The organism is Marmoricola endophyticus (assembly GCF_014644415.1).
GTDB lineage: Bacteria > Actinomycetota > Actinomycetes > Propionibacteriales > Nocardioidaceae > Marmoricola > Marmoricola endophyticus.
Window position 1 is genome coordinate 226,338 of record NZ_BMKQ01000001.1, and the last position, 13,152, is coordinate 239,489.

The 13,152-nt window shown below is 72.5% G+C and carries 14 protein-coding genes; 11 read left to right on the plus strand and 3 right to left on the minus strand.

Going from position 1 to position 13,152, the window contains the following annotated elements; genetic code table 11:
* Positions 1–52 precede the first annotated feature (52 nt).
* The 3 genes from IEX42_RS01120 to coaE all read left to right on the plus strand — a co-directional run bounded on the left by IEX42_RS01120 (position 53) and on the right by coaE (position 2,696).
* Complete coding sequence (locus IEX42_RS01120; RefSeq protein ID WP_188777463.1) at positions 53–724, plus strand: fasciclin domain-containing protein; 672 nt, start codon at positions 53–55, stop codon at positions 722–724.
* A 329-nt stretch (positions 725–1,053) separates the two neighbouring features.
* On the plus strand, positions 1,054–2,094 hold the full coding sequence (locus IEX42_RS01125) for an Ig-like domain-containing protein (protein WP_188777464.1): 1,041 nt from the start codon (positions 1,054–1,056) through the stop codon (positions 2,092–2,094).
* Positions 2,091–2,696 carry a dephospho-CoA kinase gene (gene coaE / locus IEX42_RS01130; protein ID WP_188777466.1) on the plus strand — a complete coding sequence of 202 codons (606 nt, stop codon included), beginning with the start codon at positions 2,091–2,093 and terminating at the stop codon, positions 2,694–2,696. The genes IEX42_RS01125 and coaE overlap by 4 nt, the downstream gene beginning before the upstream one ends.
* Before the next feature lie 20 nt (positions 2,697–2,716).
* Here coaE and IEX42_RS01135 read toward each other — a convergent pair whose 3' ends face one another.
* On the minus strand, positions 2,717–3,664 hold the full coding sequence (locus IEX42_RS01135; RefSeq protein ID WP_188777468.1) for a sigma-70 family RNA polymerase sigma factor: 948 nt from the start codon (positions 3,662–3,664) through the stop codon (positions 2,717–2,719).
* Between the two features lie 241 nt (positions 3,665–3,905).
* On the opposite strand from IEX42_RS01135, the gene IEX42_RS01140 reads away from it, so the two are divergent.
* The 3 genes from IEX42_RS01140 to IEX42_RS01150 are packed head-to-tail and all read left to right on the plus strand — an operon-like array spanning position 3,906 to position 6,064.
* Positions 3,906–4,589, plus strand: a complete 684-nt coding sequence (locus IEX42_RS01140; RefSeq protein ID WP_188777470.1) for a LamB/YcsF family protein — start codon at positions 3,906–3,908, stop codon at positions 4,587–4,589.
* Between the two features lie 7 nt (positions 4,590–4,596).
* The gene (locus IEX42_RS01145) at positions 4,597–5,193 is read left to right on the plus strand and encodes a 5-oxoprolinase subunit B family protein (RefSeq protein WP_188777471.1); all 597 of its coding nucleotides are present in this window, start codon (positions 4,597–4,599) and stop codon (positions 5,191–5,193) included.
* The gene (locus IEX42_RS01150) at positions 5,186–6,064 is read left to right on the plus strand and encodes a 5-oxoprolinase subunit C family protein (protein ID WP_188777473.1); all 879 of its coding nucleotides are present in this window, start codon (positions 5,186–5,188) and stop codon (positions 6,062–6,064) included. Before IEX42_RS01145 ends, IEX42_RS01150 begins: the two co-directional genes overlap by 8 nt.
* 3 nt (positions 6,065–6,067) lie before the next feature.
* Here the strand turns inward: IEX42_RS01150 and IEX42_RS01155 are convergent, their stop codons facing one another.
* Entirely contained in the window at positions 6,068–7,411 is a 1,344-nt protein-coding gene (locus tag IEX42_RS01155) for a DNA polymerase IV (RefSeq protein WP_188777475.1), read from the minus strand.
* Between the two features lie 134 nt (positions 7,412–7,545).
* Between IEX42_RS01155 and IEX42_RS01160 the strand changes: the two genes are divergently transcribed.
* Together IEX42_RS01160 and IEX42_RS01165 are read left to right on the plus strand one after the other, a co-directional pair.
* Positions 7,546–8,571 carry a DUF4192 domain-containing protein gene (locus tag IEX42_RS01160; protein ID WP_188777477.1) on the plus strand — a complete coding sequence of 342 codons (1,026 nt, stop codon included), beginning with the start codon at positions 7,546–7,548 and terminating at the stop codon, positions 8,569–8,571.
* 60 nt (positions 8,572–8,631) lie between these two features.
* On the plus strand, positions 8,632–10,101 hold the full coding sequence (locus IEX42_RS01165; RefSeq protein WP_188777479.1) for a glutamate-cysteine ligase family protein: 1,470 nt from the start codon (positions 8,632–8,634) through the stop codon (positions 10,099–10,101).
* A gap of 22 nt (positions 10,102–10,123) precedes the next feature.
* Here the strand turns inward: IEX42_RS01165 and IEX42_RS01170 are convergent, their stop codons facing one another.
* Positions 10,124–10,522 (minus strand): universal stress protein, encoded by a 399-nt coding sequence (locus IEX42_RS01170; RefSeq protein WP_188777481.1) that lies wholly within the window; start codon positions 10,520–10,522, stop codon positions 10,124–10,126.
* Positions 10,523–10,672: 150 nt separating this feature from the next.
* On the opposite strand from IEX42_RS01170, the gene IEX42_RS01175 reads away from it, so the two are divergent.
* From IEX42_RS01175 to IEX42_RS01185, 3 genes are read left to right on the plus strand one after another with little or no spacing between them, the layout of a single operon-like run.
* Complete coding sequence (locus IEX42_RS01175; protein ID WP_188777483.1) at positions 10,673–11,089, plus strand: hypothetical protein; 417 nt, start codon at positions 10,673–10,675, stop codon at positions 11,087–11,089.
* Positions 11,090–11,096: 7 nt separating this feature from the next.
* A complete protein-coding gene (locus IEX42_RS01180; RefSeq protein WP_188777486.1) occupies positions 11,097–11,669 on the plus strand; it encodes an HhH-GPD-type base excision DNA repair protein in 573 nt (190 codons plus the stop codon).
* Between the two features lie 58 nt (positions 11,670–11,727).
* Positions 11,728–13,125 carry an RNA polymerase sigma factor gene (locus tag IEX42_RS01185; protein ID WP_188777488.1) on the plus strand — a complete coding sequence of 466 codons (1,398 nt, stop codon included), beginning with the start codon at positions 11,728–11,730 and terminating at the stop codon, positions 13,123–13,125.
* The last annotated feature ends 27 nt before the right edge of the window (positions 13,126–13,152 follow it).

A 13,152-nucleotide genomic window follows, 5' to 3' on the forward strand; every position in this document is an offset into this window, starting at 1 on the left:
GACCATGCGGACGAGAAGAGGGAACGCACGACCCAACGAAGGGATAGCAAGGATGACGATCAAGACCCGCAAGCTGTTCGCCGCCGCCTCCTGCTCTGTCGCGCTCCTGGGTGCCGCTGCCTGCGGTTCCAGCTCCGACGACAGCGGCACCGCGTCGGACTCCTCCAGCAGCGACTCCAGCTCCTCGAGCTCGGACAGCGCGTCGGCCGACCCGGCCGCCAACCTGGTGGGCCCGGGCTGCGCCGACTACGCCAAGCAGGTGCCGAACGGCGCCGGCTCGGTCGACGGCATGGCTCAGGACCCGGTGGCCACCGCCGCGAGCAACAACCCGCTGCTCAAGACCCTGGTGCAGGCCGTGTCCGGCAAGATCAACCCGGACGTCAACCTGGTCAACGACCTCAACAGCGGTCAGCTGACGGTCTTCGCCCCGGTCGACTCGGCCTTCGCCAAGCTGCCCAAGGCCACCGTCGCCGACCTGGCGAAGCCCGCGAACGCCAAGATGCTGACCACGATCCTGACGACCCACGTCGTGCAGGGCCAGCTGGCCCCCTCCGACGTCGACGGCGAGCAGAGCACGCTGGCCGGCAACAAGATCACGGTCAAGGGCTCCGACGACAACATCACCGTCAACGGCGCCAAGGTGATCTGCGGTGGCGTCCAGACCGCCAACGCGACGGTCTACCTGATCGACAGCGTTCTCAACCCCGCCGGCGGCCACTTCTGAGCCGTCTCCGGTACGTCCTCCGGGTGAGGTGGCGGTCCTCCGGACCGGACCACGTGACCTGACGTGTGAGTGGAGGATGACGAGCGCCCCCGGCCGACGGCCGGGGGCGCTTCGTGCCGTTCGGCCGTCCTCGGCGTTCACCAAGAATGACCGTTCGGCCATAGTTCGCACCGTCAAATCGGACAAACTGCTCGGAACGGCCTGACGGACGGGTGAGAAGGTCTCGATCGGGTCAACGCGTGTGCTTTGCTGGCGACCGGCTCGGCAGGTGTGGGGGAGCACTCGCTGGCCCGTTCCACGGCCGGCACGGCGGCGCCCGAGGATTGTCCGTGCGTGAAGTACAGGGGATCCCAGAGACGATGACCACCAGGAAGTGGACAGCCCACCCGCTCGTGGCCGGGTGTCGTGTGCTCGGCGCAGCGCTCGGACTGAGCGTCGTCGCGGCCGTACTCGCGATCGGTACGCCGTCCCGGGCCGCGGCAGCGGAGTCCTGCCCGCGGCCGGACAAGGCGTCGAACGTGATCCAGCTCCGTCCGGGCCAGTCGACGATCACCTTCCCCGGGGCGCGGTCCGCGGACTTCTGCGCCGGGCGGCCGGCGTACGCCAAGACCGAGCTGTGGCCCGGTGCGAAGCCCGTGGCCGACCGGCAGGTCGACGCGCGCGGCGTCGGCACCTGGACCAGGCTGGACGACGGGCGGATCACCTTCACCGTCGACCCGTCGTTCCAGCGGCGTCCGCTCGGTGACGACGGGCCCGGCCGCGACGCGATCCTCAAGTTCGCGATCGTCGACACCGAGGGCAACTACGTCGCCTCGCACGTGCTCGCCTACGTCGTGTACGACGGCGCCAGCGCGTTCCCCGACTCCCTGAAGGCCTGTGCCCGAGGAGGTGTCGTCCGCCCGCTCGCCAACGACGTCGCCGGCTGGCGGGGGACCAACGAGTACGACAAGCGGCACGCGCGCCTGCTCCCCGGCACGCTGCGGCTCGCGGACACGGGCCCGGGTGGTGTCGTCCGCACCGACCAGGGGGCGTGGCACGTGTTGAAGGGCGGCGAGGTGCGCTTCACACCGGCCGAGGGCTGGCACGGGAAGACCCCTCCGCTGAGGTACTCGGTCCGGGACACCTTCGGCAACACCGCGAGCTCGACGGTCACCGCGACCTCGTGCGGGGCGACGTCCGCCTCCGCGTCCGCCTCGGCGTCGCCCACGAGCAGCGACGAGGCGTCATCGGCGAGCACGGCTGACGACGAGCCGGCCTCGAAGGGGATCGGCACCCGTGCCTGGGTGCCGCTCGTCCTCGCGCTGCTCTGCGTGCTCGCTGGCGGACTCGCGCTGAGAAGGCGTCGCTCGTCGGACGGCGGGGGGCAGTGACCCGTCGGGTCGGGCTCACCGGGGGTGTGGCTTCGGGCAAGAGCACGGTGGCCGCACTGCTCGCGGAGCACGGCGCCGTGGTGATCGACGCGGACGTTCTCGCGCGTGAGGTCGTCGCGGCGGGGACGCCCGGCCTGAGCGCGGTCGTCGAGTCGTTCGGACAGGAGGTGCTGGCCGACGACGGTGAGCTCGATCGCCCCGCGATGGGGCGGCTGGTCTTCGCCGACGAGGGTGCGCGCAAGCGCCTCGAGGGCATCGTGCACCCGCTGGTCCACGCGCGGATCGCCGCGCTCGAGCACGAGGCGGGCGACACGCCGATGGTCGTCCACGACATCCCGCTGCTCGCCGAGGGAGGCGCCGAGCGGCGTGCCGACTTCGACGCGGTGCTGGTCGTCGACGTGCCCGAGCAGCTGCAGGTCGACCGGATGGTCCGGGACCGCGGGTGGGAGGAGGGGGATGCGCGCGCACGGATCGCCGCCCAGGCGTCGCGTGAGGAGCGCCTGGCGATCGCCACCCACGTCATCGACAACACCGGGACGCGCGACGACCTCCGCGACCGGGTCGCGGAGGTCGTTGAGGAGCTGCAGCGCAGCGACGGCTGAGTCTCGGCCCGGCGTCGGGCTCAGGCGGCGAGGTCGGGGTCGGCCAGCTTGCGCAGCCGGGCGATCGCCTCGCGCTCGAGCTGGCGTACCCGCTCCGCGGAGATGCCGTGCTTCGCGCCGATGTCGGCGAGCTTGTGCTGTCGACCGTCGCTGAGGCCGTAGCGCGAACGGACGATGTCGGCCGACCGGTCGTCGAGCAGGCCGACCAGTGCGGCCAGCCGGTCACGCGACTCGACGTCGAGCACCGTCAGGTCGGGGCCCGGGCTGCCCTCCTGCGCGATCAGGTCGCCGAGCGAGGTGTCGCCGTCCTCGTCGATCGGGGTGTCGAGCGAGACGTGGTCGCGGCCCCACGACAGCAGGTCGAGCACGCGGTCGATGTCCATGTCGAGCTCGGCGGCGACCTCCTCGGGCTCCGGGTCACGCCCGAGCTGCCGCTCCAGCGTCCGGCGGGCGCCGGAGACCTGGTTGAGCTCCTCGACGACGTGCACGGGAAGACGGACGACCCGTGCCTGCTGGGCGATGCCGCGCGTGATCGCCTGTCGCACCCACCACGTGGCGTACGTGGAGAACTTGTAGCCCTTGGCGTAGTCGAACTTCTCGACCGCCCGGATCAGACCGGTGTTGCCCTCCTGGATCAGGTCCAGCATCGGCATGGCGGAGCGACCGTACTTGCGGGCGATGGAGACCACCAGGCGCAGGTTGGCGTTGATGAACTGCTGGATGGCGCGCTGACCCTCGGCGGCGATCCACACCAGCTCGGCCTGCGAGGCGTTGCCGGGAGCACCGCCCTTGCGGCGGCCGACACGACCCTGCTCGAGCAGCTTCTCCGCGAGCAGACCGGCCTCGATGGTCTTCGACAGCTCGACCTCGGTCGCGGCGTCGAGCAGCGGCGTGCGCGCGATCTCGTCGAGGTACAGCCCGACGCTGTCGCGTCCCTCGATCTCTCGCTCAGTACGAGTCGTGGTCACTGAAGCTCCTTCCTCGTAGGCCGACGGGAACGTCTGCCTGCATCTGTGCCAACGGATCGGCTCCGCCTTGGATTCCCCACCACCGGGTGGTAGCCGCCTCCGCGTCGCTCACCAGTTATGACGTGCGAGCCGGCGTTCTCGATCCCTCAACCCGCCCTTCTCAGAGACTTCTCAGTCGATCCTCGACGAGCGGACGAGGCCCGACCCTCGAGGTGGGCTTCGTCACGAGGATGATGGTCGGATGGGAGTGGACCTGAATGCGGACCTGGGCGAGGGAGTCACCGACGACGAGGGGCTGCTCGCCGTGGTGACCAGCGCCAACGTCGCGTGCGGCTACCACGCGGGGGACGACCGGGTGATGGCGACGGTGTGCCGCGCTGCGGTCTCTCGCGGGGTGGTGCTCGGAGCGCAGGTCTCCTACGCCGACCGCGCCGGGGTCGGGCGGCGCGAGCTCGACGTCGAGCCCGCCCTGCTGCGCGAGCAGGTCGCCGACCAGGTCGCGACGCTGCGGCGGCACGCAGGTGCCGCCGGGGGCGAGGTGGCGTACCTGAAGCCGCACGGAGCGCTCTACCACCGCACGGCGCGCGACGAGCTCCAGGCACGAGCGGTCCTGGAGGGGTCGGGCGACCTGCCGGTCCTCGGGCTGCCCGGCTCGCTGCTGCTCGAGCTGGCGTCCGTGGGAGGGCGGCGGACGATCCTGGAGGGGTTCCCCGACCGCGGCTACACCGACGGCGGGGGTCTCGTGCCGCGCGATCAGCCGGGCGCGCTGGTCGAGGACCCCGATGACATCGCCGCTCACGCGGTCCGGCTGGCCGGCGAGGTCGACTCCGTCTGCGTGCACGGGGACTCGCCGGGTGCCGTCGAGGCGGCGACGCGGGTACGAGCAGCCCTCGAGGCGGCCGGGATCGAGGTCCGGGCGTGGTGAGCACGTGGTGACCGTCCGCAGGGCCGGTCGGGACGCACTGCTCGTCGACTGCGCCGGGCTGGAGGAGGCGACTGCCCTGCACGCCGAGGTACGTCGTCGCGGCCTGGCGGTGCGCGACCTGGTCCCCGCGGCGGCCACCGTCCTCTTGGACGGCCTGGCCGACCCGGCGGGTACCGCCGAGCAGATCGGTGCGTGGAGGCTCGAGGCCGTCGAGACACCCCCCGGTCGGCTGGTCGAGCTGCCGACGACGTACGACGGACCCGACCTGGGTGCCGTGGCCGACCAGTGGGGTCTCACGGAGGAGGACGTGGTCGAGCTGCACCTGGCCACCGAGTTCCGCGTGGCGTTCTGCGGCTTCGCGCCGGGGTTCGCGTACTGCACCGGCCTGCCGGAGGACCGTACGGTCGCGCGCCGGTCCGACCCGCGGGCATCGGTGCCCGCCGGGTCGGTGGGGCTGGCCGGGCCCTGGACCGCCGTGTACCCGACCGCGTCGCCGGGGGGCTGGCAGCTGATCGGGCGCACCGAGGTGCGGTTGTGGGACGCCGGGTCCGAGCAGCCCGCGCTGCTGCCGCCCGGGACTCGCGTGAGGTTCGTCCGTGGGTGACGCGGCGTCCACGGGACGCCCGCCCACGTCGCTCCGGGTGGTCTCGGCCGGGCCGCAGACCACCGTGCAGGACTGCGGGCGCCCGGGGTACGCCCACCTCGGGGTCCCACGCTCCGGGGCCCTGGACGAGCCGGCGCTCCGGCTGGCCAACCGGCTGGTCGGCAACCCCGAGGACGCCGCCGGGCTGGAGTGCCTGCTGGGTGGCGTCGTCCTCGAGGCGGAGGCCTCGACCGGGGTGGCGGTGACCGGGGCGTTCGCCCCGGTCCGGGTCGAGGGGCGCCTGCTGCCGTGGGGCGTCGCGGTCGGCGTCCCGCGGGGCGGTCGCGTCGAGATCGGCGCGCCCACGCAGGGGCTGCGGGTGTACGTCGCGGTCGACGGGGGGATCGACGTGCCGCCGGTCCTGGGGTCGAGGTCGACCGACGTGCTGTCGGGTACCGGCCCGGCTCCGCTGGCCGACGGTGACCGGCTGCCGGTGGGGGCAGGTCGCGGCGCGCCCTCCGACGCGGAGGCCGCACCCGTACCGGTCCGGCGCGAGCTGCGGCTGCGCCTGGGCCCGCGGGACGACTGGTTCACCTCCGCCTCGCTCGCCGGGCTGGAGCAGGCGACGTACACCGTCTCCGGCGACTCCAACCGGGTCGGTCTCCGTCTGGACGGCGCCGGGCTGGAGCGCGCCCGCGACGGTGAGCTGCCCAGCGAGGGCCTCGTGCTGGGCAGCGTGCAGGTCCCGCCGAGCGGTCAGCTGGTGGTGTTTCTGGCCGACCACCCGACGACCGGCGGCTACCCGGTCGTCGGCGTGGTGGAGCCGGAGGACCTGGCCGCGTGCGCGCAGCTGCGCCCCGGTGACGCGGTACGCCTGCGGCTGCTGCGCTGAGGCTCAGCGCCGCGGCCGGTGCAGCGAGCGCAGCTCGGGATCGTCCAGGGGGAAGGACATCACCCGTCCGGGGCCGGTGTCGGCGCTCTCGAACCGCACGGTGACCACGCCCCGACCGGAACCCCAGACCCAGCCTCGTCCGTGCTGGTCGTGCTCGACGTCCACGCCGGGCGAGTACGGCGGCCTGACCTCCGGCAGGTCCGTTGGCACGGGGGAGTCCGGCTCGGCCACGTCGTCGGGTGCGGGCCCCTCCTCGGCGAAGAGGTCCTCCTGCACCCAGTCCGCCAGGCCCGAGACACCCACGCCGAGGAGCCGGACGCCACCGGAGGTGTCGAGGTCGGCGAGCAGCGACCGGGCCGTCGTGCCGATGACGCGGGGCTCGTCGGTCGGGCTGCGCAGCGTGGAGGAGCGGGTCAGGGTGGAGAAGTCGTGCATCCGGACCTTCAGCGTGACCGTACGACCGGAGAGCCGTGCGGCGCGCAGCCGCTCGGTGACCTTGACCGCCTGGCGCTCGATCAGGCCCTCGAGCAGCCGGCGGTCGACGTGGTCGACGTCGTAGGTGTCCTCGATGCTCACCGACTTGGCCTCCCGCTCGGGCTCGACGGCCCGGTCGTCGCGTGCGCGGGCCATCTGGTGCAGCGCGCGGCCGTGGGCCTGCCCGAGCGTGCGGACCAGCTCGTCCTCGGTGACGCCGAGCAGCTCGTCGACGGTGTGGACGCCGATCCGCCGCAGCCGCTCGCTGGTCGCCGGCCCCACCCCGGGAATGACCCCCACGGACATCGGCCGCAGCAGGTCGGTCTCGCTGCCGGGTTCGACCACGACCAGCCCGTCGGGCTTGTCCAGGTCGCTGGCGATCTTGGCCAGCAGCTTGGAGCTGGCGACGCCCACCGACCCGGTCAGTCCTCCCGTCACCTCCGCGACCGCGGCCTTCAGGGCGGCGGCGAACGCGCGCAGCGAGTCCGGGTCGGTCGGGTCGAGCGTCGCGAGCCCGACCGGTCCGGGGTCGGCGGCCTCCAGGTCGACGAAGGCCTCGTCCAGCGACAGCGGCTCGACCAGGGGGGAGATGCTGCGCAGCAGACCCATCACCTGTGCGCTGGTCTCCTGGTACGCCGCGAACCGTGGTGTCAGGAAGGCGGCGTACGGGCACCGCCGCCGCGCCTCGTGGCTCGGCATCGCGGAGTGGACGCCGAAGACGCGCGCCTCGTAGGAGGCGGTGGCGACCACGCCGCGCCCGCCGATCCCGCCGACCACCACCGGCTTGCCGCGCAGGGACGGCTTGTCGCGCTGCTCGACGGCGGCGTAGAAGGCGTCGAGGTCGATGTGCAGGATCGACGCCGCGGACCGCATGGCGCGATCCTCCCACCGTGCACCGACGTCGGTCGGAGCCGTTCCCCGTCCACAGGGGGCGACGTCTGCGACGTGCTCCACAGGACGGACCGCCGGGGGCCGCTCCCGTCCGGGGCCCGCACGAGGCTGCCGCCATGAGCACCCACGTCCCCTCCAGCGGGCCGCCGTCCGACGCCGGTGAGTCGCGCTTCACCGTCCGCAGCACCGACGACGTCATCGCCCTGGTCCCGCTGGTGCTGGGCTTCCACCCCTCCGAGTCGGTGGTGATGCTGACCTTCGGCGCGCCGACCGGCTCGTTCCACGCCCGCGTCGACCTGCCCCGGGCACCCGACGACGTCGAGGAGGTCGCCGGCCTGCTGGCACGTGCGGTCGCGGCCAACGGCGCCACCACGGTGATGCTGGTGGTCTGCAGCGAGGACCACGAGGACGCCGTCCTCGTCGTCGACGCCGTGGGCCCGTCCCTCGGGCGGGCGGGGGCCGACCTGGTCGAGGCGGTGCGGATCGACGGACGTCGCTGGTGGTCCCTGCGCGAGGACCTGCCCGTGCCGCACCCGTACGACGTCTCGACCCACCCGTTCACGGTGCAGCACGTCCTCGCCGGTGAGGTCGTGCGCCCGGACCGGCAGGCGGTCGCGGACTCCTTGGTGCGAACCGACGAGGAGGGGGCACGCCGGCTGTCGTACGCCGTCCAGGAGCTGCGTGCCCAGCACCGCGACCCGCGCCTCGAGGCGGCCTGGTTGCGGGACTGGCTCTGCGACCGCGCGGAGCAGCCTCGAGACACACCCGAGCGGCCCGTGGAGGAGGACGACGTGGCCCGGGTGCTGGCCCTGGTGCAGGCCGACGAGCAGCGTGAGGTCGCGTGCCTCGACCTCACCCGCGAGCGCGCGCGCCCGCTGTGCGCGACGTGGACCGAGATCGTGCGGCGCGCCCCGGACGGGCTCACCGCGGGCCCGTCGGCGGTCCTGGCCCTGACGGCGTGGCTGGCCGGCAACGGGGCCCTGGCGTGGTGCGCCATCGACCGCGTACGCCCCGGGGAGCCGGGGGTGGAGCTGGCACGTGCGGTGGCGAGAGCGCTGCAGCAGGCGGTGCCCCCGTCGTCGTGGGACCCGCCCGACCCGGACCGGTGCAGGGTGCTGCAGGTCGACGATCGGGCGTCATGAGCGGCGACGACCTTGCCCGGAGCCCGGTGCGGCACCGTCCGCTCGGTCTAGGGTCGGTCCATGGGCGAGGAGGTCGAGCACCAGGAGTTCTCCCGTGCGGACCGGACCCAGCACCGCGAGAAGGTGCGTCGCAGTCTCGACGTGCTGGCCCGCATGCTGGCGGAGGCGCGGTTCGACGCCGACGACCCGATGACGGGCCTGGAGATCGAGCTCAACCTGACCGACGCGCGCGGCGAGCCCGTGCTGCGCAACGCCGAGGTGCTGGACTCGATCGCCGACCCGGACTTCCAGACCGAGCTCGGGCTGTTCAACATCGAGATCAACTCGACGCCGCGACGCCTGCGCGAGCGGGGGCTGTCGGTCTTCGAGGAGACCTTGCGTGCCAGCCTCAACCAGGCCGAGGTCAAGGCGTCGGCGTCCGGTGCGCACCAGGTGATGATCGGCATCCTCCCGACCCTCGAGGAGGGGCACATGGTGCCGGCGGCGCTGAGCGCCAACCCGCGCTACCGCCTGCTCTCCGACGCCATCCTCGCCGCGCGGGGGGAGGACCTGCGGATCGACATCGCCGGTGCCGAGCGGCTCCGGACCACCTCGGAGACGATCATGCCGGAGGCGGCGTGCACGAGCACCCAGCTGCACGTCCAGGTCGGGCCGGACCAGTTCCCGGCGTACTGGAACGCCTCCCAGGCGATCGCCGGTGTGCAGCTGGCGCTGGCGGCCAACGCGCCGTACCTCCTGGGCCGCGAGCTGTGGCGCGAGACCCGCATCCCGCTGTTCGAGCAGGCCACCGACACCCGCGGCGAGGAGCTGAAGGCGCAGGGCGTACGCCCGCGGGTGTGGTTCGGCGAGCGGTGGGTGACCTCCATCTTCGACCTGTTCGAGGAGAACGTGCGCTACTTCTCGGCTCTGCTGCCGGTGACCGGCGACGAGGACCCGCTCGCGGTGCTCGAGTCAGGCGGCACTCCCGAGCTGTCCGAGCTGCGCCTGCACAACGGCACGGTCTACCGCTGGAACCGGCCGGTCTACGACGTCGTGGCCGGCGAGCCGCACCTGCGGGTCGAGAACCGGGTCCTCGCGGCCGGACCGACGGTGGCCGACACCATCGCCAACGCGGCCTTCTACTTCGGGCTCGTGCGCGATCTCGCGACCAGTGAGCGGCCGCTGTGGTCGCAGATGTCCTTCAGCGCGGCGGAGGACAACTTCCACGCCGCCGCCCGGGACGGGATCGACGCACAGGTCTACTGGCCCGGTGTCGGCCAGGTGCCCGCCACCGAGCTCGTGCTCCGTCGCCTGCTGCCGCGCGCGGCGGCAGGCCTGCGGGCATGGGGAGCGGGGGAGGACGAGATCGACCGGCTGCTGGGCATCGTCGAGCGTCGGTGCGTCGCGGGCCGCAACGGTGCGTCGTGGTTCGTCGAGCGGGTGGGGGAGCGTGAGCGCGCGGGCGACGAGCGGCACGAGGCGCTGAGGCGGACGCTGCTGGACTACACCGAGCGGATGCACGCCAACGTGCCCGTCCACGAGTGGGACTGAGCCGGACGCGGGGGAGTGCGGCCTACGCCTTGACCGCGAGGACGGGGCAGGAGGCGTCGAGCAGGATCCGCTGCGCGTTGCTGCCCAGCACCAGCTTCCCCACGGGCGTGCGGCGGCGCAGACCGATGACGATCAGCTCGGCGGAGACCTCGTCGGCGATGCTGATCAGGTCCTCGGCCGGCTCGAGCCCCCGGACGAAGTGGCGTACCTCGTGGTCGACTCCGCTGGCGTCGAGCCGGGTGCGCACCTCGTTGAGCGCGTCCTCGATCTCCCGGGTCTGCTCCTCCGGGTGACCGTGCGCGCCACGGTTGGAGTTGACGACGACCAGGTGCGCTCCGCGCAGCTGCGCCTCGGCGACGGCACGGTCCAGTGCGGCGTGCCCCTCGGGCTTGGGCACGTAGCCCACGACGATCGCTCCCATGTGGTGCCCCTTCTCCGGCGTACGACACTGTGACGCCCGCGTGAGCGGTCAGGCTAGCAACGCGGGCGGCCGCAGGCCCTGTGGACGAGTCGAGCGCGTCCGGCGAGAAGGCGGCAGGGTGACCTCGAGCGGGGGCCGAGGAGGTGAGGGGTGGAGCAGGCGGTGTCGGAGCGCGGGTTCGCGGTGGAGGTGCGCCGCTTCGTCACCGAGCACCACCGCCGGCGCCGGATCGCGATCACCGTGCACGTCGGCGTCCCCGGTGGTGCCCGCCGCGACCTGGTCCCCGACCCCGGCTGGGACGCAGGCCTGCGCGCCGACGTGCTCGGTCGGCTGCTGGACTCGTACGCGTCCCACGACGTCTGCAGCCTGTGGCTCTCCCGCGGCGGTGGGGCAGCGGCGACCGACGCCGACCTGGCCTGGTTGCGCGCTGCCCGGGTCGCCGGTCCGGCTCGCGGGCTGCCGGTCGAGTCCTTCGTCGTGGTCACGCGGGCCGGGTGGTGGGACCTGCTGACCGGCCGCTCGCGCACCTGGGCACGCGCGAGGCCGCTGGCGGACCGTGGTGGATGATCGGCTCATGGGCTTCAAGATCACCGGTGATCCGCATGCCGACGCCGTACTGGACGACCCCTTCGCCCTGCTGCTCGGCATGCTGCTGGACCAGCAGTACCCGATGGAGCACGCCTTCCGTGGGCCGGCCAAGCTGCTGGACCGGTTCGGGACGCTGGACCCGCGAGTGATCGCGGACGCCGACCCGGAGGAGTTCGCCGCGGTGGCGGCGACGACGCCGGCGATCCACCGGTTCCCGGGGTCGATGGCGGCCAAGGTGCAGGCGGTCGCCCGCATCGTGGCCGAGGAGTACGACGGCCGAGCCGAGCGGATCTGGACCGGGGCGGCCAGCGGTGCGGACCTGGTCAAGCGGGTGGAGGCGCTCCCGGGGTTCGGCAAGCAGAAGGCGAAGATCTTCACCGCGCTCGTGGCCAAGCAGGCTGAGTGCCGCCCGGAGGGCTGGCAGAAGGCGGTGGGGGACTACGCGCTGGAGGGCTACCGCTCCGTGGCCGACGTGGTCGGGCCCGAGTCGCTGGAGCGGGTGCGGGCCTACAAGAAGGAGCAGAAGGCGGCGACCAGGAACGCCTCACGCGCGACCTGACGCCGTCGTACGTCGCGATGCCGTCCTCGCTCTTGGTTGTTTCTCAGGTCGTGGCAGAATGACGCAGCGGTGTTTGACAGGCGCGGCGCTTGCCGTGCTCTCACACCCGGTCACCCCGTCTGCCCCCGAGAGGTTCTCTGTGTCTCCGAGCCCGACCAAGGCCACTGCGACCAAGACCGCCCCCGCCAAGAAGGCGGCGGCGAAGAAGGCCCCGGCCAAGAAGTCGCCCGCGAAGAAGACAGCGGCCACCAGCGGCGCCGCGACGACGGCGAAGGACGCCGGTGAGGGACTGCCCGCCGGCGCCGAGACCGTCGAGGTCGCGGTCACCGCGGACGGCGACGCCGTCAAGGTCGCGGGAGCGGTCGAGGGTGAGGCGGCCGTCGGACCCGACGGCAAGAAGGTCCTCCCCGACATCCCCGACGCGGAGTTCGAGAAGGACGTCGCCAACGACCCGACTCTCAAGGAGGAGGAGGACGAGTCGAAGGGCTTCGTCGTCGCCGCCTCCGACGAGTCCGACGAGCCGGTCCAGCAGGTGATGGTCGCCGGCGCGACCGCCGACCCCGTCAAGGACTACCTGAAGCAGATCGGCAAGGTCCCGCTGCTCAACGCCGAGATGGAGGTCGAGCTGGCCAAGCGCATCGAGGCCGGCCTGTTCTCGGACGAGAAGCTGGCCAAGAAGGGCAAGGTCACGCCCAAGGCGCTCGAGGAGCTCGAGTGGATCGCCGACGACGGTCGGCGGGCGAAGAACCACCTGCTCGAGGCCAACCTGCGCCTCGTGGTGTCGCTGGCCAAGCGCTACACCGGTCGCGGCATGCTCTTCCTCGACCTGATCCAGGAGGGCAACCTCGGCCTGATCCGCGCGGTCGAGAAGTTCGACTACACCAAGGGCTACAAGTTCTCGACGTACGCCACGTGGTGGATCCGGCAGGCGATCACCCGGGCCATGGCCGATCAGGCCCGCACCATCCGCATCCCGGTGCACATGGTCGAGGTCATCAACAAGCTCGCCCGCGTCCAGCGCCAGATGCTGCAGGACCTCGGCCGCGAGCCCACTCCGGACGAGCTGGCCAAGGAGCTCGACATGACCCCGGAGAAGGTCGTCGAGGTGCAGAAGTACGGCCGCGAGCCGATCTCCCTGCACACGCCCCTGGGCGAGGACGGCGACTCCGAGTTCGGTGACCTCATCGAGGACTCCGAGGCGATCGTGCCGGCCGACGCGGTCTCGTTCACGCTCCTGCAGGAGCAGCTACACGCCGTGCTGGACACCCTGTCCGAGCGCGAGGCCGGCGTGGTGAGCATGCGCTTCGGCCTCACCGACGGCCAGCCCAAGACGCTGGACGAGATCGGCAAGGTCTACGGCGTCACGCGTGAGCGGATCCGCCAGATCGAGTCCAAGACGATGTCCAAGCTGCGGCACCCGAGCCGCTCGCAGGTGCTGCGCGACTACCTGGACTGACTCCGGCAGCACTCCACAGGCACTACG

Excerpts from the sequence above, each read along its gene's own strand:
- IEX42_RS01120 (WP_188777463.1), top strand. The coding sequence starts at position 53 with ATGACGATCAAGACCCGCAAGCTGTTCGCCGCCGCCTCCTGCTCTGTC.
- IEX42_RS01140 (WP_188777470.1), top strand. The coding sequence starts at position 3,906 with ATGGGAGTGGACCTGAATGCGGACCTGGGCGAGGGAGTCACCGACGAC.
- IEX42_RS01155 (WP_188777475.1), bottom strand. The coding sequence starts at position 7,411 with ATGCGGTCCGCGGCGTCGATCCTGCACATCGACCTCGACGCCTTCTAC.
- IEX42_RS01160 (WP_188777477.1), top strand. The coding sequence starts at position 7,546 with ATGAGCACCCACGTCCCCTCCAGCGGGCCGCCGTCCGACGCCGGTGAG.
- IEX42_RS01165 (WP_188777479.1), top strand. The coding sequence starts at position 8,632 with ATGGGCGAGGAGGTCGAGCACCAGGAGTTCTCCCGTGCGGACCGGACC.
- IEX42_RS01170 (WP_188777481.1), bottom strand. The coding sequence starts at position 10,522 with ATGGGAGCGATCGTCGTGGGCTACGTGCCCAAGCCCGAGGGGCACGCC.
- IEX42_RS01180 (WP_188777486.1), top strand. The coding sequence starts at position 11,097 with ATGGGCTTCAAGATCACCGGTGATCCGCATGCCGACGCCGTACTGGAC.
- IEX42_RS01185 (WP_188777488.1), top strand. The coding sequence starts at position 11,728 with ATGACGCAGCGGTGTTTGACAGGCGCGGCGCTTGCCGTGCTCTCACAC.